The sequence below is a fragment of the Thermoplasmata archaeon genome, assembly GCA_038874435.1.
Lineage (GTDB): Archaea > Thermoplasmatota > Thermoplasmata > Lutacidiplasmatales > SKW197 > SKW197.
On record JAVZCK010000005.1, the window covers coordinates 101,622 to 122,901 of the forward strand.

Below are 21,280 nucleotides of genomic sequence, written 5' to 3' on the forward strand. Positions count from 1 at the left end.
AAATAAGAAAAAACAATGGTAGAAGTTTTGATTCCATATCAGTGTTCAATCAGACGAAGCATTATGGCTTTCTGGACATGAAGGCGGTTCTCGGCCTCATCAAAAACAACTGACTGCTTGCTGTCCACGACTTCATCCGTGACTTCATATCCCCTGTGAGCTGGGAGGCAGTGCATAAAGATGCAATCCTTCTTTGCCTTCTTTAGCAATTTCATGTTCACCTGGTAGGGCTTAAAGACCTTTTCTCTCTTCTCTTTTTCTGCTTCGTCACCCATTGAAACCCAGACATCGGTGTAGATTACATCCGCATTTTTCACGGCAGTATCTGGCTCTTCAATGATTTCAATTGTAGCCCCATTTTTCTTTCCAATTTTCTTCGCTGTTTCAAAGAGCTTTTTGTTTGGATAGTAGCTATCTGGACAACATGCCACCATATCCATTCCCACTATGGCAGCGCCTAGCAAAAGGGAGTTGCACACATTGTTTCCATCACCCACATACACCATTTTAAGTCCTTTGAAATCCCCTTTGTGTTCTTTTATTGTCATAAGGTCTGCAGCACACTGGCAAGGATGTTCCAGGTTGTCGAGGGCATTAATAACTGGAATCGTTGCATTCTTCGCCAGTTCCACAACCATATTATGGTCAAATGCGCGATAGACAACTGCGTCCACATACCTTGAGAGCACCTTGGCGGTATCTGCAATGGTCTCTCCTCTGCCAAGCTGCATGTCCTTTGGGCTGAGATAGAGTGCATGTCCACCCAGTTGGGTTATGCCCACTTCGAAAGAAACTCTCGTTCTGGTGCTTGGCTTCTCAAATATCATTCCGATGCTTCTGTTTTTCAACGGCTCCAGAATCTCTCTGTTTTTCAGCTTTGCTTTCAGCGTAATCGCTTCATCAATCAATTCCAGCAGATAATCCTCCATATCTAACACAGAAATCAGGTCTTTCTTCATGGCTATCACCTGAATACCCAAAATCGAAAAGGAGATATATAACTTTCCAAACGCTCACTTCTTCCACTCTGGCACCACATTCCCGTAGTCATCAGCAATCTTTCTGGTTTCGAAGCGGTCGCAATTCTCACAGTAAAGTGTGTTCTCTTTCAAATTCGGCTTGCGAATAAGTGGGCGTCTGCACCGCACGCAGTATGCCTTTATCACACCCAAATGTGGTTCGTTGATGTAAAGCTGAATTGTAGGTTCTGATTGGAGCACGCCTGCTCTCAAAATATCTCCAATTCTGAGCACTGATGTGATGTTATCAACATACTTTGGTGAAATCTTTGAGATGTGGATTGCCCCCTGAGTGGTACCAGCAATATCTCGCACTTTGCTATCTACTGAGATCACATCCACAATCGCCATCGCCTGCTTCAAGTCCTCAACTACACAGTAAACTGTGCTATGCTTCCTGATTATTGCTGGAGGATTTATTGGTTCCACCTCAACTCTTCTCTCGTTTTCGTCTACCTTCAAAAAACCTAAAACACTAGCAATGATTTTCCCATCCTTCTCAAATGTTCCATTTCCAGCAATGTATTCTTCAGTGGTCCCTATTTCCTCGCCTGGAATTATTACTCCTTTGTACATCCTTTCAACCTCTCTGCTCTGAATAGTATCACTTCAAATTTAACTTCCTGTTTCCTGTGAAATGCATAGGTGCGTCTTATTGGGAACGCATACCTTTCCTTGTGCGTTACTCTACAATCTCTCCTCAAAAATTCCTGTTCTATAAACCTTTCTGTGTCAGCGTGGTGGATGGAGTAAACAACATTTCCTATTTCTGCTGCTTTCTTAACGAAAGGCAGGTCAGCATGTCGATTCTGGCACCCGAAAGGAGGGTTTTGAATTACAGTGTCATAGCTTCCTTTTACATCTTCCACATCTATACAGAAAAATTCTGTGTTTACACCAAGTTTCGCAGCATTCTCCCTCGCCCTTTCTACTGCATGTGCATCTGTGTCAATTCCTACACTCTTTTTCGCACCTAGAATGGCAGCACCAATTGCAAAAATTCCATTACCACAACCGAGGTCAATCACGCTCTTTCCCTCTATGTCGCCAAGGTTGTAAGCGATGTAGAGAATCTCTGCAGCAATTTCTGGAGGAGTAGAATATTGCTCTAGAGAAATATCTGGTGTTTCTAGATTTTCCAATTTAGACAGCAAGATTTCAAGCTTTTTTTTTCGCATAAAACAAAAAATTAAGGAAAAATATTAGTAACTTACATCGGTGGCATACCACCAGGCATGCCTCCAGCACCGCCACCTCCCTTTGGTGGCTCCGACTTCTTGGAAGCAATGATGTCGTCAATTCTCAGTATCATCACTGCGGACTCTGTCGCAGAATGGATGGCTTGGGTTTTCACACGCACTGGTTCAATCACATTTAGCTTCATCATGTCCGCAACCTTCCCAGAGAGCACATCGACACCCATTGTCTTGCTCCCCTTCTTTCCTTCGTGTGCCGCCCTGAGTTCTATGAGTATGTTGATTGCATCCAGCCCTGCATTTTCTGCAAGTGCCCAGGGCACGACCTCGAGCGCCCTTGCAAATGCCTCCACTGCAAGCTGCTCTCTTCCGCTCACCTTGGGTGCGAAATCTCTGAGATGTAGCGCCAGTTCAATTTCTGGTGAGCCTCCACCTGTCACTGCCATACCATCTTCAAGTGCCACACCGACAACCCTTATTGCATCATTCAATGAGCGTTCAATCTCGGCAACCACATGCTCGGTGCCACCTCTGATAAGTATGGAGACGGACCTAGGATTCTTGCATCCTGTAACAAAGGTCATCTTTGAGTCTCCGATTTTCTTCTCTTCCACGAGAGAGGCAGTGCCGAGGTCGTTTTCTGTGAGATCATCAAGTGCGGTCACGATTCTCGCACCAGTGGCTCTTGCAAGTTTCACCATGTCTGACTCCTTCATCTGTTTGATTGCAAAAATACCTTCCTTTGCCATGAAGTGCAAAGCCACATCATCAATGCCTTTCTGGCAGAAGACCACATTTGCACCACTCTTCTTTATCATGTCCACCTTTCTCTTGAGGGCGTTCTGCTCCTCGTCAATGAACATCTGAAGTTTTGCGGGATCTCTTATCTGAATGTGGGTATCAAACTCGCCCTTCTTTATTTCAAGTGCTGAATTTATGAGTGCAATCTTCGCATCCTTCACAATGTTTGGCATCTTTGGATGGGCTCTCTCTTTGTCGATCAGCACGCCATCGATCAAGGAAGTATCCTCTACACTTCCACCATGCTTCTTCTCAATTTTTATGTGTCCTGGATCAAAGGTAATCTTGCCGTCCTTCTTGCTTATCACTGCCTTTACTGCTTTAACTGCAATCTCTGCTAGTTTCTCTCTCGCCAGCCCCACACCCTTGCTGTTCATTGCTGTGATTGCAATTTTCTTTAGCATCTCGTCGTCCTCTGGTTTTACCTCAAAAGCAATCTTCTCCTTCAATGCTTTTATTGCTTCCTCTGCTGCAATGTTAAACCCCTTAGCAATCACGGTAGGATGCACATTCTGGTCAAGGAGTTCCTCTGCCTTTTTCAACAGCTCGCCAGTGAGTATCACAGCGGTTGTGGTGCCGTCGCCACACTGCTGGTCCTGGGTTTTTGCAACCTCAACCAGCATCTTAGCTGCGGGATGCTCTACATCTATCTCCTTGAGAATTGTCACACCGTCATTGGTAATCACAACATCTCCAAGGCTATCTACAAGCATCTTGTCCATTCCTCTGGGTCCAAGTGTGGTTCTCACTGCATCAGCCACTGCCTTTGCTGCTGCGATGTTATTGTAAACAGCGCCCTTTCCTCTTTCCCGGCTCGTGCCTTCCTTCAGAATAATTACAGGTGTACCTTGCCCTATCATATCTATCACCTAAAATTGGTATAAAAGTTCTTCTATATAAAGATTTCTGTTGAAATGCTGGCTTCTATCTGGCCACTTTAAAAAATTTTGTCAACCTTCAACCTTAAATACCGCTCTTCCTATTTCCTAGTGATGCAAAGAATCAAGATTGCACCTTCCATCCTTTCTGCTGATGCTGCTAGAATGGGAGAGGTGCTCTCCATGCTTGACCGCTGCGATGAGGTTGATTTGCTGCACATAGACATCATGGATGGGCATTTTGTTCCAAACTTAACTTTTGGGCCACATGTGGTAAAAGCGATCCGAAAATACACTACAAAGGAATTTTATGTCCATCTGATGCTCACAAACCCCTCCACCTTCATAAAACCATTTGCAGAGGCAGGAGCCAATCTCATTTCAGTGCATGTGGAATGTCAGGAAAATCTCAATACATTGATTGATAAAATCAAGGACTCTGGCGTCAAAGCAGGGATTGCACTCAACCCGAACACCACTGCCCATGTGATTGAGCCCTACATCAAAAGTGTGGATGAGATTATCGTGATGTCCGTTTATCCTGGTTTTGGTGGCCAGAAATTCATTGAGAGTGTGCTTCCGAAAATAAGGGAGATACAGGGAATTGTGGAAAAAACTGGTCGGGAAGTTGACATTGCTGTTGATGGTGGGATTAACGCAAGTACTGCATTGCCTGCGGTCAAGAATGGTGCAAATCTGCTTGTTTCAGGCAATGGGATTTTTGTTGATGGGCATCCAGACCTGAACAAGATTCGTGAGTTGAGAAAAATTGCAGAGGGAGTTAGATGAATTTCATTGAGCTCGCCCAGCTCTTTGAAAAGATTGAGGAAACAACAAAGCGGCTGGAGATTACTGATTTGCTGAGTGCATTGCTCAAGCAGCTTTCACCAGAAGAAATTGATAAGGTCTGCTATCTCCTGCTCGGAAGAATCTATCCTGACTTTGTGGGTATTGAGGTGGGCGTGGCTGAAGCATTGCTGCTCCGTGCACTTTCGCTCGCTGCGGGTATCAAATCACAGGTTATAGAAGAAACAGTGAAAAAAACAGGGGACATCGGGAAATGCGCTGAGGAAGTGGTCCGGCAAAAAAAACAGGCATCGCTTTTTAGGGAAACGCTCACAGTTGAAAAGGTCTATGCCTCGCTTTGCAAAATTGCGGAGAGCACTGGTTCTGGCTCCCAGGAACTGAAGCTTAAACTGATTGCTGAGTTATTCCATGATGCAGAGCCACTGGAAGCAAGATATATCGCAAGAATTCTAGCAGGGAGCTTGAGATTGGGAGTTGCGGAAAGCACAATTCTGGATGCACTTGCTGTTGCGTTCATACCTGAGATGGAAAAGGAAGAAGCAAGGGAGTTGCTGGAGGAAAAATACAATGTTTGCTCAGACATCGGGCTTGTGGCTAAAACAATTTCATCCAGAGGAATAGAAGGGTTAAATAAGATAGGGCTCAAGATTGGCGTGCCCATCAGGGCGATGCTGGCTGAAAGGGCTGCGAGTATTGAGGAGATTTTTGCAAGGCATGGGCAGAGCTTTGCCGCAGAATACAAATACGATGGATTAAGAATCCAGGCACACATAAGCAACAATAGGGAAATCAAGTTGTTCTCAAGAAGGTTAGAGGACCTCACCACCCAGTTCCCTGATGTGATTGCGCATCTGAAGGCGAGTTTTAAAGGCACTGATGGAATCTTCGAGGGCGAATGCGTTCCTGTTGACTCAGCCACCGAAGAAATGCTTCCATTCCAGGAAATTTCAAGGAGGCGGGGGAGAAAACATGCAATTGAGGAAACAATGGAGGAAATTCCTGTTTGTCTTTTCCTTTTTGACTGCCTCTTTCTGAATGGAAAGGAACACATAAAGGATGATTATCTAACAAGACGAAAAGCCCTTGAATCTGCTTTCAGGCGGAGTGAGCGAATCAAGTTTTCCACAATGAAGATTGTTGATTCTAAAGAGAAGTGCGAGGAATTTTTTAACGAAGCAATTGGTGCAGGGTGCGAGGGAATAATGGCAAAATCAATCGCGACGGAGAGCATTTACAAACCAGGCAAGCGTGGCTTCCTCTGGCTGAAATACAAGCGAGAGTATAAATCAGAACTCACAGACACACTTGACCTTGTTGTGCTCGGTGCATTTGCAGGCAGGGGCAGAAGGGCAGGCACCTATGGGGCTTTGCTCACAGGGGTTTACAACGAGAAAACAGAGAAATTTGAGACAGTGTGCAAGCTTGGGACTGGGTTCGACGACGACACGCTCAGTAAGATGCCGGAAATTTTCAGCAAGTTTGTTTCAAAAACCAAGCCAGAAAATGTGGTCTCAAAGATAGAGCCAGATTTCTGGTTTTATCCCGCAATTATCCTTGAGGTAAGAGGTGCAGAACTCACATTGAGTCCAGTGCACACATGTGCCTATAATGAAGTGAAAAAAGGGGCAGGCATCGCTGTCCGTTTTCCCAGATTCACTGGCAGATGGAGAGATGACAAAAAAGCCACTGACGCAACAACAACTGCTGAGATTGTTGAGATGTATAGAAAACAATTGAAAAAGGTTGAGGATTGAGTTCAGCCGAAGAGCGCACCCAATCCTGCAGCCACATCTTCTTCTTTTGGCTTCTCTTCCTTCTTTTCCTCTTTCTTTTCTTCTTTCTTCTCTTCCTTCTTTTCTCCGCCTGCAGCAGGTGCAGCAACTGCAGCCACTGGCATCGCACTGGCACTTTCCAGCACCTTTGCGATGTCCACACCTTCCAGTGATGCAGTCAATGCCTTTATCTTTGCCATATCTGGCTCTGCACCAGCGGCTTTGATCACATTCGCAATGTTCTCTTCGCTTATCTGCTTTCCCAGAGCATGTAGCAGCAATGCGCTATATACATATTCCATTTTCATTACCTCCTTCTATTTTCAGCCAAACAATGAGCTTAAACCTGCAGCCACATCTTCCTCTTTCGGCTTCTCCTCTTTCTTTTCTTCCTCTACCTTCTTCTCTTTCTGTTCTGTCTGAGGTGTCTGTGGCCTGGATGTTTGAGCGATAACATTCTTCACCGCATCTCCCGCTGCCTCAGGTGCAACCGCAGCAATTGCCAGCATGTCCATGTAGGCCTTTCTTATCAGATGCTCGATTGCACCTTTCGCTGGATAGCCCGTCTTCACAACAAGGGCTATTCCTTCTCTGAAGCCCTTTCCAAGGAGCGGTCGCACTGTTTCCTTTGTAATGTAGCTAATCTTGAGAGCAAGTTGCTGGGCATTGAGTGAACCACGAACAAACTGCCCGAGAATTTCTTCCTGCGAAACAGTGAGGGCATCCTTTGGATAGACGAACCCATCTTCAAATACTGCCTGAAGGTCAAGCCCAAGTGTGATTGGAGTTATCCCGAGTTTTGTGAGTAGCTGAGCCTGGTCTTTTGTGATGACATCGCCTGCCTTCACAAGGACCTTGTCCTTCTTTATCACTACTTTTCCGCCCTCAATTGCAGCGGCCAGCCCTGCCTTCTGAAGTTCAGACACAATAGGGCCAGGTTTAAATGGGGTCTCCATTGCTTTTATTATTATGTCCTCTGGTGCGATTTCACCGCCCCTCGCAGGCGCCTTGGTTTTTGTCGCTTCCAGCGACTTGTAAAGCTTGAATGGATTTTCATTTGAAACAATCAACGCACTCTGGGTGCGAATATACTCTGAAAGTTTGGAAATGTTCGGTTTTCCAGTTTTTTCAAGGGCTCTTGAAATTATTGCATTTCTAGTCACAATTATCTCTGCCTTTCCTCTCAAATTCTTTCTCATTTGCTGGAGCTGTGGAGAAGGCAAACCAGATATGTTAACAATTCCTACAACCTTATTTGCCAGAATTTTATTTTTAAGTTCTTCAACCTTTTCCAGCTTCCATTTTGCTACATGTGCCATTAGTTTCACCTCACATCAGTTTGTATGCAGGGCCCATTGTGGTCTTGATGTAAACTGCACCAAGGTTAGTTTTGCCTTTTTCAAGCTTCGAAACAATTCTGTTCATCACTGCCTCAATGTTTTCCGCAATTTCCTCTGGCTTCATCTCCCGGCTACCCACAACCACATGGAATGTGGGCTTGTCCTTTGTCTTCACCTTCACAGTTCTTCTCAAATTTTGAATCACAGGGCCTGGGTCTGCAGCAGGTGGCAAAGGCCTTGGCATTTTGCCTCTCGGAGCGAGAATGGGTCCAAGGCGTTTACCGATTGTAATCATTAGCGGTGCCTCTGCAATGAAAAATGTAATTTCAGATGCGAGTTTTCTTGCAGCCCTTTTGTTGGAAGCAATTGTTTCAATTTCCTCTGGTGTAATAACTTTGTCTGCCTTTGCATTTTTGGCTTTGAGGGCGAATTCACCAGTTCCAAAAACACCAATCTTAATCTCCTTCCCTCTTCCCTTCGGTAGAATTATGTCCTCATCGATCTTGTTTTTTTGGTTCTTCAAATCAACATTTTTCAGGTTAATGGCTAGCTCTACACTTTCTAGAAACTTCCGTTTGGGTGACTCTTCTAGCACTTTCTTTACCACTTCTACGATTTCTGGATCTGGCAACTTTATCACCTACCCTGTAGTGGCTTCGAGGATTTTCCTCTTCTACATGGGCAACCCTCTCAAATGGTACATGGATATAAACATTTCCACGGAATCTTTTCAAGCTTCGCCTCAAATGGTTTCATCTAAAAAAAGGTATCCCAGTTCTGTGGGTCGTAAGAGACCCTTAGGCACAGGTAATGAAGAAAGAACTAGAAAGAACTATACAGATAAGAGAGTCAGCCCTCATGGTACCCTAGGGTGCACACTCCATTAATATGTTGTGCTCATGTCCAGAATGCCAAGCTTTCTCGCCACTGTATCTGCAAATCTGAAAACCAGGTAAGCAATGAAGAAATATAGACACGAAAGCAGAGTAAGGTAGATGCAGAGTTCTGGCAGGGAAAAAGCAGACATGAATGCATCTGGCTCATAGCCAAGCACTGCAATCCTGATTATTGAGAACCAGTAGGTGGTAGGAAAAGCGAGAGCAATCTGCTGTGCCCATCCTGGCAGTATTGCCACAGGGAAAACAACACCACTTGCCAGATAAAAAATTCCTGCGAATGCTTCCCCTATGGCCCCACCATGTCTAGCGGTGAGCAAATTGATACCACTGATAATCAAGGCAGTACCGACAATGAAAACAAAGCCGAGCAACAGGGCAAAGCCAAGGAGAAGGAGATTGAAGTGATATTCTAGCTTGAACACAAGACCCAGGAGGAGGAGAACAAGCATCGGCACAATTGAAAGTCCATAGCGGGTTATACTTCTCCCGATCAGATATCTGAAGTATGGTGTTGGGGAGATGTAGAGGTAGCGAAGCGTGGAATAGTGTTCTCTGTCATCATGCACAATCCAGCCGATTGAAAAGAGCGTTTGGGCAAGAATCATGTAGAATGCATTGCCCACATACATGAATGCCAGGCTGTTTCCAGTCCAACTGCCAGCAACCACATAAAACATGGCTACAAGGAGAAGGGCTGCACCCACTGGCTTGAAAATGTTGTAAATTGCGAAAATGAAAGGAGATGTCCAGTTTGACTCAATCTGGAATTCAAGCCACATTGCTGTCTTTAATTCAGCTTTTGTGTTCATCACTGCCACCTCATCGTGAGCGTGCCCTTCACCTTCCCCAAATACTCTATCCTGTCTAAAGCATACTTTGCAGCAATTATGAAGACCACTGAGAGCACAGCAAGAAGCGCCAGTTCAATCCATGGATTCAGAAAGCCCCAGGGAATACTCTCTGGAAACAGAATCTGCCGCATGGCATCAAGCCCCAGTGTGAGGGGAATGACTGATGCTGCAGCAGCCACAAAAGTTCCGAGGGCTTTTACAGGAAAATACTGGCCTGATAGAAAGTAAACTGGCTCCTGGAGAATGTTGTTCAGATACCATGCCTCCCTGCCCCACATCAAGTAGAGTGAGGCGAAGAGCATTCCCATTCCATAGAGGGCAAGAAGTGCCACAACAAACACCAGAAAAAGAAGAATTGGAGAAGAGATTACGAACTTCACATTGAAAACGAAAATCCCAACCATCAGAATTGCAGTAGCTCTCAGTGTGGTAGAAACAATCGCTCCAAAGGCCATCCCTGCCAGTATGGACATTTTTGACATCGGCGCAGCAAGATAAAGCTGGAGATTTGCTGTCTCCTTTTCCCAGTAAAGCTGGGCAGCCATACTCCATAATACATTGAGCCAGTATGTAGTCATAACTCCGCCAAGCACCACAAATCCTTCATACATCGCAGGGGCATTCAAACTCCTGTAAACATAGATAAAAGCAGAGATGCTGAGAAGCGGAAGCACAGTTTCCCAGAAAATCCAGGAAGGTTCACGGGTTAAGCCGACTATTCTGGGATATGCCCTTCCTCGAATTGCGCGGAGGTTCAGCAAGACCGTGTTCATTCTAACCCTCTGCCCGTAAGCTTTAGAAACACATCTTCAAGCGTGGGTTCATCCTTGTGGAGCGATACAATTTTACCGTTTTCCCTGTAAATCCCAGATACAACTTCGCCCACCACCGCATCATCCTTCGCCACCAATCTCAATTTTACCTTTCCATCCTGCTGGGATGCAGTGTGTCCCACAATGCCTTCAATCTTTCCTAGCCAGTCAAGTCTAATCGCTGGCTTAATTTCGAGGTTTATAGAAACATCTGATTTTACAAGCTTTTTAAGTTCTGAAGGGGTATCCAATGCGATTATTTTTCCTCTGTCAATTATTGCTATTCTATCGCAAAGCTCATCTGCCTCCATCATGTAGTGGGTCGTAAGCAGCACAGTTCTTTCCTTGTTTTCAGCAATCCATTCCTTCACGAACTTTCTTATCATTCTTGCCGTCTCCACATCCAGTCCCAGCGTTGGCTCATCGAGAAATACAATCATTGGTTCTGTCATGAAGCCCCTGATTATGTTCACTTTCTGCCTTTCGCCTGTTGAGAGGGCTCTCACCTTTCTTTTCGCAAGTTCTTGAATGCGAAGTCGTGCCAGCATTGAATTTATTCGTTCTGTTGCCACCTTGTTCGGGATTCCATAGAACTGGGAAAACATCCAGAGATTTTCAAAAACTGTGAGCAAACCATAGCCAGAGGTTTCACCGCCAGCTACCATGTTGATTATCGGCCTGATTTTCCGAAACTCCTTTTCCACTTCGTAGCCATAGACATAAGCTTTACCAGAGGTGGGAAGCAAAAGTGTGGTGAGAATTTTTATCAATGTGGTTTTGCCTGCCCCATTCGGTCCGAGCAAGCCAAACAATTCTCCTTTTTTTACCGTGAGATTTATGTCCTTGAGTGCATGAACGGTCTTGCCCTTGCTTCTGAAATCCCTGGAAAGGTTGACGCACTTAATTGCATCTGCGTGCATATGTTTGAGGAATAGGAAAAGCAGTAAATAACCTTTGTGATAGATGCTGAGAGAGCCAGAAAGGGGAGGAGAGAACAAAAAGTGGTAGGGGAGTTCAGCAAAATTGTACGGGAATGGATACAATTAATAGCGTGCGTGCCTTCTCTGTTTCGTGGCAGAAAACCTGAAGGACGAGATTAAGTATCTAACGAAAAGAATAGAAGAACTGGAAAAGCTTGTGGCATCACTGCTCAATCCATACAAAATGACTGCTGAGGCAATAGCCCAGACAAATACTCTTGCTGCAAACTATCTCAATCTTTTAAAACTATATCTCCAGTATGGCAAAGTCACCCCTGAGATTCTCCTCCCAGAGCTGAAGGACCCTATTGCTGCTGAAATCGTTTCTCTGCTTTTTGAAAAAAAGGAGGCAAACATATCTGAAATTGCCGAAGAATTGCGGAAACGGAGGGGCAAGGGTTCGAGAGCCACCGTTAGAACAAAGCTAAAGATGCTTCTGGAAATGGGTGCTGTGGAGAAAGTGGAGGGCAGAGGAAACAGATACAGGGTAGCAAGTGAATTGGTCAACAAGTGGCTAAAATTGCTCGGTTTGCTTAAGTAGTTGTGCAGCATTAAAAGAATTGGTGATAAAAATGCCCGAGCAAAACGAACAAAAGGAAAAGAGAATAAAAATTGATACGGACGATGAGAAAGATGTGGAGGAGCTGGAAAAAGTTCTATCAGTGGTTTCAGAGAAAGTACCGGCGTTGCTGAACGCACTCACGGATGTGCTCTATGGGAAGGAGCAATCCAAGAAGTTCGCGGAGGCCGTTGCGACATTCTACAAAACGCTTGTTGAAGCGGGGATGGACAAGAAGCAAGCATACGAACTAACATCCGAGTATATGGCAAATCTGAACATTGCTGGAAATCTCGGAGAACTGATGCGTGAGGGTCTCCATGGAGATGATGAAGATATTGATGAAGAAATTGAGAAGAAAGTAAAAGAAAAGGTCTCAAAGAAACTGGAGGAAGAAGATTGAGCAGAGCGGTGAAGGTCCTCTGCTTTATTCTGGCACATCTACCAGCCCTCTTTCTCCGCCTCATTTTTTGTTATTTGATACTGGGACATAGAAGAAGATGGGCTGTTTATCGATTCAGGAAGCAACTGCGAAAACATGGGATTCCTAGAGAGATTGCTGATAAACTCGCGATAGATTACGAGTCAATCATCACACTAAGCAGTTTGAAAAGGTTTTTAATCTGAGATTGTATTTCCTGCGGTGGTGAAAAGCATGGCAAAGAAACTGGTTTTTGGACCCACATTTGAGGAAATGCTTAATCCAGAGAAAATAAAGAAGGACATAAGGGCAAAGGCAATTGAGGCAAAAAAGAAAAAGGATGCTTTAAACCCAATAAATCTCTACAACATAACATGGGTTGATGAGAAAAACAGACCATACTATTTTGTGCTGCCAAAGCAATTAACTGGTGTTAAACCAAACATCGTAATTCTCTATGGAAAAGAATTTCCTACAGGTAGCCATAAGGTTGGGGCTACTTACTCCTGTGCAATTGAAAAGCAGGTGCATCGAGAGATAGAACCTGGTGTCCATAAACTTGTATGGCCATCTACAGGAAACTATGGCATCGGCGGTGCTTATGTCGGACCTAGAATGGGTTATGCGTCGATCGTAATTCTTCCAGAATTGATGTCAAAAGAGCGATTTGAGTTGATAAAATGGTACGGTGCAGATTACATTAAAACGCCTGGATGCGAGAGCAATGTGAAGGAAATCTACGATAAGGCAGAGGAACTGGCCGAAAAAGATAAGAAGATTCGTGTGCTGAACCAGTTTGCAGAGTTTGGGAATTACAGATTTCACTATTATGTGACTGGAAACACAATTTTGCATGTGGTAAAGGAATTGAAGGAACAAGGTATAGGGAACGGAAGAGTGGCTGCCTTTGTTTCGGCAATGGGCTCTGGAGGCACAATTGCTGCTGGCGAGCGAATAAAACAGGAGTTTTATGAGGCAAAAACAATAGGGCTTGAGCCAATCCAGTGCCCCACTATTTTCCTTAATGGCTTTGGTGGGCATGATATTCAGGGCATAGGGGATAAGCATGTCACATGGATACACAATGTGATGATGATGGACGCAATCATGTGCATTGATGACATTGAATGTAAACGTGGACTCCAACTTTTGAGTGAGCCAGGTGGAATGGAGTACCTGCGGAAAGAGCTTGGGATTCCAAAGCAAACGGTTGAGTTCATGTCCACAGTTTTTGGGATTTCAGGCATCTGCAACATAATTGGGGCAATAAAGACAGCGAAGTATTACGAAATGGATGAGGACGATGTGATATTTACGATTGCGACTGATTCAATTGACAGGTATTATTCTGTGCTTGCGGACATGAGGAAGAACTACGGTAAAATAGACAGAGCAAGTGCAAGGGCTGTGCACGAGACAGTGTTCAATCCGAAACTTGACTGGATAGAGGAGGCCACATTCCAGAGAAGGAAGCGATGGTTCAATTTGAAGTACTACACATGGGTTGAACAGCGGGGAAAAACAGTTGAAGAGCTTGTTGAAACCAGAAAACCAGAATTCTGGCTGAAACAACAGAAAATGGTAGAAGAAATTGACGAAAAAATTGTGGAAATGAGGGGCTTTTAGCTCGAGTTATGGTGAGCTAGTAGGATACACGAGAATTTTGTATTACAAGCAAGTATGACTCTGCTCTCAAACGAAGTAAAAAGAAGACAGTAGAGTATCTGTGGAAGGTTTACACTAGGAAGAATTATTCCACGGAGGAAAATGAAAGCGTTTGAGGAAATCGGAATACATTATGTGATGGCATTGCGGCGGAGCCTCCCAATAGTAAAATTGAAACCACATAACCAATATAATCATTACTTCATGTACAGAGAGCATGCACAGTGGTGGCGTCAGGGTAGATGGGAGGGACGCACAATCTATCACTACTTGGACAAATTTTTCTTTTTGTTTTTTAGTTTCTCTTTCTAGGATACTCAGATTAGATGTTTTTCATTACCAAAAAATTATTTTCAAAAATACTCTATGTACATTTTTGGCATGATTTATAAGTTGGATGTTATCCTTTCGGACGGTCAGTAAAACCTAGATATATAAATAAAATATGACCATAGTATAGTTAGCCATACAATCGATATTGAAATGTTTACTTTTGCACCTTTTAACCAGCTTTTTCTGATGTTTACCACTTTTCTGGAGATATAACGATAATGTTCCTAGGATGAGAATCAAAGCAGGCAATAATGAGAGGACACATACGAAGGTAAAAATTGAGAGAAGGAGATTTGATTTAAATCCTAAACACGTACAAAACAGCGAATATATCATGGGTAGGAAGATCAAGCATGGTATATGCCATGCCGATAATAAGATAGTAAACAGAAACGACAAGTTTACGTCTTTTTAGTAGGTTTTCCTCAACCCGCTGAGGAGAATTTTCCATCATAGCATCCCCCATATGGTCCCGCAAATCAGAGGTAACATCCCACAAATGAGGAGGGTAATTACATCTAGCATGTGGATGTTTCCTTCTTTTTGTCTGTCATAACGCGCTACGGCGAGGACCGCTAGAAGAAACACAAGTGCCCAGATAGTCTCAATAACAAGAACCACAATCGAAATATGTGTCCTAGTCACACCAAACCACAAGTTTACTTTTACTTCTATTTTCATCCACTCTAAAACGAGAAGGAAGGAATAAAGCGAAGGAATAAATGAGAACAAAACAAACCCGATAGAAGTAAGTTTTCTGACATAGGAAAAATGATATATGCGTATGCCACGAATTGCATATACGAGACTGAAAAATATTGCAACAAAACTTAAAAAACCTAAAATGATAAAATCACCTACAAAACATTGATATCGAAAATAGTATTTTAAAATAATCCAACCAACAGCAAGTAATGGCCAAATAAACAACAAACCTAAAGTTATAGGTTGGTCATTGGCGAATTTTGTGAACCCTTTAATACATTCACGGGTGGATATCATTCTTTAACCATCCCCACACTTCCTTTGTTCTATATACTGTACCATCTGGGTCCCTTACAAGTACACCAAAGTACTCTTCGTGAGGAGCCCCTCCTTCATCTTTAGATATAAACTCGTACCACATGATTCCAACAAACCCTTTCTCTTTTCCGTCATTTTGGTAATAATTTACAAGGTATGAAGTAATGGTTCGGTAGAAATTTTTTTGATGGCTTTCTGGCCTGTACCCCCAAGTGCTGAACCCTGTCTCTGCTACTACTATCTTTTTGTGGTAGCTACTTTGAGTACCAAAATCATCACATAACATCATCACGATTTCTTTCAGATCGTTTTCGGTTACGCCTAATACCCATGTCCCTGGATAGTAATCAAGCCCAATCAAATCTACCCTGGCCTCTGGTTTATCTAAAATTAATTTAAGATAATACTTGAGTCCGTCATATCCCTTCGGAATCTGCTCTGGTCTCCCCATCCCATTTGCAATAATATCATAGCTTGGATTTATGCAAATCAGAGTGGTTTTCCCGATTCTCTGGGCAACGCTCATCTCTATTTCTGCATCTCTGATTGCCTTGCTACCTCCTGCAAGTAATGTGATCTCCAAATCTCTATTCCACCAAGGATGATGTCCCACACCAGTTCTTATCCATAACTCTCCAAAAACTGGAGTATATATTTCATGATTCATCTCATTATCTACTTGATACACTAATATCCTCCTGTAGGCATCTGGGTCAACATTCCAGAACTTGTTTATAAGTGCCTTTACAAATGGCTTTACTTTCTGGATGTACTCTATATCGTAGTGGCAATTCGAATTCCATGGTTGCCAATCCGCATAGCCCTTCAATGAGATGCAGAAAATAACATTGTTTGAGTTTACAAAGCTCACCAACTTCCCAGAACTAAGTACATTTGTTGTCCACACGACTACAACCTCTCCAGGTTCCTCATAATTCGTTGTCATTCCAATGCCTCGCTCAGTTCCATAACGAGCAAAGGCTATATAAACCTCACCGAAGTAGCCCGTGGCTATTGTTGGCTCAAATAAGCCCAGTAGCGGATGCCCCTGTCTGTCCATAACAAGCTCGGTGTAGTTTGTATCCAGTTTTAGCCTCTGCGACGCTCCTGTTTGAGTTAGTTCTGCATCAAAACTAGCATAACAGAGCATGGAATACCAGTCGTCATAGTCACGCCAGACCACATGCAATTTCTTTTCCGTCTTTGGCATTCTGAATGGCAGTTGCCAGATGCCTGGCACAGCAGCATGGACATCTATTGCATCGGTATTGCTTGAGGTGAGCAACACAGTGGTGGGGCCCAACCATTTCATCGCTCTAGTGTAAAATCTATGATGTTTGAATAAAGAGTGTAATGCCATAAATAAGCCTCGTACCCTCGTGAAGTATATTTTGCCTGGAGTGAAAAATGACCCGTAAGATTACCGAAATCATAACACTCCCACAAATCTATTGTTTCATTAATTGATTGTTGAGGCATTAGAGCTACTCTTTCTGGCACGCCAGGGATGACCGGGTACCTTCGGGGCAGTATTGAACCGTTGTGCATTATAAAATAGTCTATACTTATTTTACATCCCCACCATAAGTCGTCAACACAAATTACCTCGTGTTTTATATTTTGAAGAGTTGCAGTAACATTTATTGTTTCCCCTACTCTGAACGATTTCTTTACCAAAGAAATTGAAAATTTTAACCCTTCCTCCACATAGATTGTACGCGTTACCTTTGCAATAGCACCACAATCGTCGGTAACTTTGAAAACTGCTGTGTATGTCCCTGTACGATTATAATACCACCAAACTCCAAAAAACTCATTCGCTTCCCGCGAATTCCAATCATATATACCATCTCCATCAAAATCCCATTCCTCAAGAACGATACCTCCGTCAGAATCTACGCCTACACCCAAAAATAAAACAGCCTCACCTACATCTGCCTCACTCGCACAGGATGCATAAGCTTTCGGTGGCTGGTTCCACAGTGTTTTTCCAAAACAAAAAATTGCTAAAATAAAATTAATCACGAGTGAAATAGTTAGGAGTGCGCACCATGCTTTTTTCTTTTCCAATTTCTCACCTCCATGTAGGTAGTGAAGGGTCACCAACAAATACCATCCCACCAAACCATGCCTCTTGGTCTGGAGTATTTGCCGTCATCCCGTAATCACACCACCACATGAACCAGGCAGTGCCTAAGCACATTCCTCGGTTAATATGAGAGTAGAAAAATTCATAGCCAAGCATTCCACCCACCTTTGAGGAACTCATCGCAGCAAGGCCAAACTGTGTCGCCCCAAATACATATTCGCCAGCAATATAATTCACTGTATCATAAGCTGCATTGCTACAAGAAAAGAGAAGATAAAAAAATGATTTTGTATTATTGTTATGAATTTTCTCAGAAGTCACATGGCGATCTGCAGGCAGCACATCTACAAAATGTGCCGTAGGAGACCCGTGGGCCATTAGATGCACGAAAGCGTAATCCTCAGTTGTCAACCTATTTATGTAATCCTCAGGAGTTGTTTGGGCCATAGTATTTACTACACACACCTCTCTAAAAGCGTCTCTAATTGGCGGTATCGCCCCACAAACATCAGGTTCCCATGGGTCATCTATGTATACCAACGCTTTATTAGGTCGTGTAAGAGTACCATGGAGATAATTTATTGCACGTGTAAAATAATCTCTTAAAGACTGAACTGCTGTGTTGTGGTCAACAGTTGTCGGTCTTAACTGACCAATCCAAATCTCAGGGTTTACATCTCCCGTATGCACTCTAAATGGATGTTCCATGCTTCCATCTCCGCCGTCCCAAATACCGTCAAGGTCCTCATAATAGAGATCTGAAATATGAGTTTGAGGCATAAACCCTCCCCATACTGGAGGATTATTGTCATAAAAATAATATGCAGGTGGAGCATGTCCCACAAGGACTGCCCCAACCATGCCCTGTTTCCATTTCTCTATAAGCTCATTTTTTAATTGTGCTCTGGTCCATGTTCCATGGAAAACTCTAGCGTCTGTTAATGGAGTATGGTCTTTCACTTCTCTTGCATAATTGATTATGACAGCAGAAATATCAGGATAAATATCATCCATAACAAAATATCCTACCCATCCTGCATCACTAGGATCCGTACAATATTTATTTACTTCCTCCCAATACGGTATCCCATCATTGTCCAGATCATTCATTACCACATCAAACCAAATATGGTGGTCTAACTCGTTCTGGTTGTTTGCATTTCCATCCTCACCACCGTCAGAGTGTCTGTATCCTGTGTTGTCTCCAATATAATCATCCCCGCTCCATCGCCCATTCTCTGTATCATATGTGATTGTAAGCGTTTTTCCATCATACCACCATTTCCCAATGTCGCATTGCTGTTCACTAACCGTCCTCTGCACATAGAGAGAAATTTTTATGGCATAACTAGTCCACCTGTTATCAGGCATGTCCTTCACAATTTCCCAGTTCGGCCAAAGATGTGGAACCTGCCCCGGTTGATAATTCCACTGTAATCCAGATGTCCAAAACACATCATTATCTATCTGCACTTTGGCCTTATAAGATGCACCACTTCCCCAATACCAGTTACATGCCATTATTTCACTTATCCTCACCTTTAATTTTGTGTTCTGTAACGGATTTATATCTGATGGTTCACTTACGCCATCCCAATCTGTATCGCTTGTGCCTGGGTCTGTTTTGTACCTTATTTTCTCTTCTCCATCGGAAACCCCGTCAGAATCTGTATGGACCAAACCAGGGTCTGATGTGGTCTTCCATTTCTCAATATTTCCAATTACGCCATTACCATCAATATCTGCCCTCACTTCCCATGGTGTCAATTCCTCTGCATCAGGCAATCCATCATTATCTGTATCCTGCACATACACCATCGGTATCCTCCCGCTGTTCACAGTCCAACCATTCTTTGTAAATACTCCCTCTATCTTATAGTTTGTGTTCGGCACCAGTGGATTATTCGTAGCACCATTACTGTCTCGCAGTTTCTGTGTCCAGAATAAATAGGATTGATTTGCACTTTCTGGTTGCACAATAATAGTATAAATCAGCGAACCATCCATTTTATACACTTTTAAGACAATACTATCTGGCTTTTCACTCAGTCGCCAGCAGAAACTTGTACCCCATCTCTCAACTGGCCACTGCGAGTAATCTTGGGTAATATAGCATGAAAGCATTCCCATCTTTGTTCTGAAAGTGGTATAATTATCTGGGGGCATGTACCACCCAGTCACGCCATTCACTGTAGAGGATAATCTGAATCTGTATTCTTTAGATGCTGCAAGACCAGAAAGGGTTATGGAGTGACTGGTTACAACTGCTGTGTTTGAAACCCTGTACCAGACCCAGTCATAGTTCCCGTATTCATCTACAGGCAACAATTTTGCATAGTGGAGCACACTGTCGCTTGCCCAGTTTGTCTTCCAGGTCACTGTTACCGAGTTTGCTGTCGTGCTTACCTGGATTTCGCTCAATATTACCGCCTCTGCTTTGAAACTGTAATAGCCTGAGACTGGGTATCTCACATAGGGCTCAGTCACATAGAGATAATAGTAGTATGTGCTTCCCTTTGTCAAACCAGTGAGCGTGCAACTGTGTGATGTGGTTGCTGTAGTAGAGGTTGACTCTTGTTTTATCGTCATTGAATTCGTGTTTGTGCCATAACCCACATAATTATTGTAGGGTTTTGTTGCAGGGTCTGTCTGCCATGTAATCTTGATACTTGTTCCCTCTGGACTTGCAGGGACAATGTAAACATTGTATATCTTTGCATTGAAAGTTGTAAAGGTTCCCGTAGCAGTTGCTGTGGCTGTTGCAAGTTGCCCATCTGTGCTATATTTTTCCGTGGCTTGTAACTTGTAATAGTACATTGTGTTTGGAGTTAAGCCTGTAAGCGTATAACTCGTACTATCTGGATTTAGATAAATGGAATTCCCGTAGTTTGTTGTAGTGCCCCAGTAAAGTGTTAAGTTTCTTGTGTTCCAGTTGGGTATCCATGTAATCTGCCATGAAAGCGTTGCAGAATTAGATGTTGTGGTTGGTGCGTTAAGTGTAATTCCAATGCCAGCACCACTTGTAGCATACACTGTGTTCGTGCTTGTGATTAACTTCTCTGCAAAGAAACTGTTTTTCACCCACGAATTCTCATCGCCTCTTATCTTTGGCATTATGTCCTTCTCAATTTTGTTTTTCACACCCTGCCTGTCATTCGCCTCAATCATGCTTATCAACGCTTCATACTTGTTGCTCAATGCCTGCTTCCTCTCCTCTGGATTCTTATCAAATGCGTCATCCGGGATTAACTGGACTTCTTCAATTATATCTTCCACAATTTCCTCTGGCTCCTCCCAGTTTGTTGCATATACCACTACTGCCGTACCGCTTGTGTTTTCAATCCAAACAGCATGGATGTATCCAAACTCATCAAATGCAAACTCACAATTTGTTGCACCTGCAACCGGATAACCATCCTTCATTTCAAGAGACACTGCAGTGTTCACATTGCTTATCTGCTTGATTGAACTCACTGTGTGCTCAATTACTTCTGCATAAAAAATGTTCCAGTAAAATGTTTCCGTGCTTTCCCAGATAATGTAGCATTTCCCATTGCTCTCAAACATCCTTGGCATTACTTTTCTGCCTGCACCTTCTGTGAGCACAGTTTCCTTCTGCTCTATCACCATGGAATCAATGTAAAGATGAATCTGATACTCACCGCTCCCATTATCTGCCCAGACAAAGTACTTCTCACCCGGGATGGAAACAAAATCAAACCCCATCTTCCAGCTCCCATTTGTTTCTCGCACTTTGCCCGCATTCCAGGTTGTGTTGTTCTTCTCAGCCAGATAAATCCAGCCATTGTAATTTCTAATCCCAATCAACTCTCTG

19 protein-coding genes are annotated in these 21,280 nt (G+C 43.4%); 6 read left to right on the top strand and 13 right to left on the bottom strand.

The features are described from left to right. Nucleotides 1–38 precede the first annotated feature (38 nt). The 4 genes from argF to thsB are packed head-to-tail and all read right to left on the bottom strand — an operon-like array spanning nt 39 to nt 3,876. Complete coding sequence (argF, locus tag QXD64_03515; protein MEM3396381.1) at nt 39–959, bottom strand: ornithine carbamoyltransferase; 921 nt, start codon at nt 957–959, stop codon at nt 39–41. Between the two features lie 54 nt (nt 960–1,013). Next, a complete protein-coding gene (locus QXD64_03520; GenBank protein MEM3396382.1) occupies nt 1,014–1,595 on the bottom strand; it encodes an exosome complex RNA-binding protein Csl4 in 582 nt (193 codons plus the stop codon). Then, on the bottom strand, nt 1,580–2,197 hold the full coding sequence (locus tag QXD64_03525; GenBank protein MEM3396383.1) for an METTL5 family protein: 618 nt from the start codon (nt 2,195–2,197) through the stop codon (nt 1,580–1,582). Before QXD64_03525 ends, QXD64_03520 begins: the two co-directional genes overlap by 16 nt. A gap of 32 nt (nt 2,198–2,229) precedes the next feature. Then, nucleotides 2,230–3,876 carry a thermosome subunit beta gene (thsB, locus tag QXD64_03530; GenBank protein MEM3396384.1) on the bottom strand — a complete coding sequence of 549 codons (1,647 nt, stop codon included), beginning with the start codon at nt 3,874–3,876 and terminating at the stop codon, nt 2,230–2,232. A gap of 132 nt (nt 3,877–4,008) precedes the next feature. On the opposite strand from thsB, the gene rpe reads away from it, so the two are divergent. Both rpe and QXD64_03540 read left to right on the top strand, forming a co-directional pair. Beyond that, nucleotides 4,009–4,683, top strand: coding sequence for a ribulose-phosphate 3-epimerase (gene rpe, locus QXD64_03535; GenBank protein MEM3396385.1), 675 nt, complete (start codon nt 4,009–4,011; stop codon nt 4,681–4,683). Continuing rightward, nucleotides 4,680–6,455, top strand: coding sequence for an ATP-dependent DNA ligase (locus tag QXD64_03540; protein ID MEM3396386.1), 1,776 nt, complete (start codon nt 4,680–4,682; stop codon nt 6,453–6,455). Before rpe ends, QXD64_03540 begins: the two co-directional genes overlap by 4 nt. A 2-nt stretch (nt 6,456–6,457) precedes the next feature. Here QXD64_03540 and rpl12p read toward each other — a convergent pair whose 3' ends face one another. The 6 genes from rpl12p to QXD64_03570 form a co-directional block, all read right to left on the bottom strand. Then, nucleotides 6,458–6,775 carry a 50S ribosomal protein P1 gene (gene rpl12p, locus QXD64_03545; protein ID MEM3396387.1) on the bottom strand — a complete coding sequence of 106 codons (318 nt, stop codon included), beginning with the start codon at nt 6,773–6,775 and terminating at the stop codon, nt 6,458–6,460. Nucleotides 6,776–6,796: 21 nt separating this feature from the next. Continuing rightward, nucleotides 6,797–7,792 carry a 50S ribosomal protein L10 gene (locus tag QXD64_03550; GenBank protein ID MEM3396388.1) on the bottom strand — a complete coding sequence of 332 codons (996 nt, stop codon included), beginning with the start codon at nt 7,790–7,792 and terminating at the stop codon, nt 6,797–6,799. A gap of 10 nt (nt 7,793–7,802) precedes the next feature. Then, nucleotides 7,803–8,444 (bottom strand): 50S ribosomal protein L1, encoded by a 642-nt coding sequence (locus tag QXD64_03555; GenBank protein MEM3396389.1) that lies wholly within the window; start codon nt 8,442–8,444, stop codon nt 7,803–7,805. A 252-nt stretch (nt 8,445–8,696) separates the two neighbouring features. Beyond that, nucleotides 8,697–9,521, bottom strand: a complete 825-nt coding sequence (locus QXD64_03560; GenBank protein MEM3396390.1) for an ABC transporter permease — start codon at nt 9,519–9,521, stop codon at nt 8,697–8,699. Further along, a complete protein-coding gene (locus QXD64_03565; protein MEM3396391.1) occupies nt 9,521–10,336 on the bottom strand; it encodes an ABC transporter permease in 816 nt (271 codons plus the stop codon). The genes QXD64_03560 and QXD64_03565 overlap by 1 nt, the downstream gene beginning before the upstream one ends. Next, a complete protein-coding gene (locus tag QXD64_03570) occupies nt 10,333–11,295 on the bottom strand; it encodes an ATP-binding cassette domain-containing protein (GenBank protein ID MEM3396392.1) in 963 nt (320 codons plus the stop codon). Before QXD64_03570 ends, QXD64_03565 begins: the two co-directional genes overlap by 4 nt. 151 nt (nt 11,296–11,446) lie before the next feature. Between QXD64_03570 and QXD64_03575 the strand changes: the two genes are divergently transcribed. The 4 genes from QXD64_03575 to QXD64_03590 are packed head-to-tail and all read left to right on the top strand — an operon-like array spanning nt 11,447 to nt 13,961. After that, nucleotides 11,447–11,896 (top strand): BlaI/MecI/CopY family transcriptional regulator, encoded by a 450-nt coding sequence (locus tag QXD64_03575; GenBank protein ID MEM3396393.1) that lies wholly within the window; start codon nt 11,447–11,449, stop codon nt 11,894–11,896. Between the two features lie 31 nt (nt 11,897–11,927). Then, nucleotides 11,928–12,317, top strand: coding sequence for a hypothetical protein (locus QXD64_03580; protein ID MEM3396394.1), 390 nt, complete (start codon nt 11,928–11,930; stop codon nt 12,315–12,317). Beyond that, the gene (locus tag QXD64_03585; GenBank protein MEM3396395.1) at nt 12,314–12,541 is read left to right on the top strand and encodes a hypothetical protein; all 228 of its coding nucleotides are present in this window, start codon (nt 12,314–12,316) and stop codon (nt 12,539–12,541) included. Before QXD64_03580 ends, QXD64_03585 begins: the two co-directional genes overlap by 4 nt. Before the next feature lie 28 nt (nt 12,542–12,569). After that, nucleotides 12,570–13,961, top strand: a complete 1,392-nt coding sequence (locus QXD64_03590) for a pyridoxal-phosphate dependent enzyme (GenBank protein ID MEM3396396.1) — start codon at nt 12,570–12,572, stop codon at nt 13,959–13,961. Between the two features lie 1,357 nt (nt 13,962–15,318). On the opposite strand, the gene QXD64_03595 is transcribed toward QXD64_03590, so the two are convergent. The 3 genes from QXD64_03595 to QXD64_03605 form a co-directional block, all read right to left on the bottom strand. After that, the gene (locus QXD64_03595; GenBank protein MEM3396397.1) at nt 15,319–16,668 is read right to left on the bottom strand and encodes a hypothetical protein; all 1,350 of its coding nucleotides are present in this window, start codon (nt 16,666–16,668) and stop codon (nt 15,319–15,321) included. Further along, nucleotides 16,665–17,426, bottom strand: coding sequence for a PKD domain-containing protein (locus QXD64_03600; protein MEM3396398.1), 762 nt, complete (start codon nt 17,424–17,426; stop codon nt 16,665–16,667). Before QXD64_03600 ends, QXD64_03595 begins: the two co-directional genes overlap by 4 nt. A 4-nt stretch (nt 17,427–17,430) precedes the next feature. After that, nucleotides 17,431–21,280 (bottom strand): hypothetical protein (locus QXD64_03605; GenBank protein ID MEM3396399.1); only part of this gene is annotated, 3,850 nt, incomplete at its 5' end.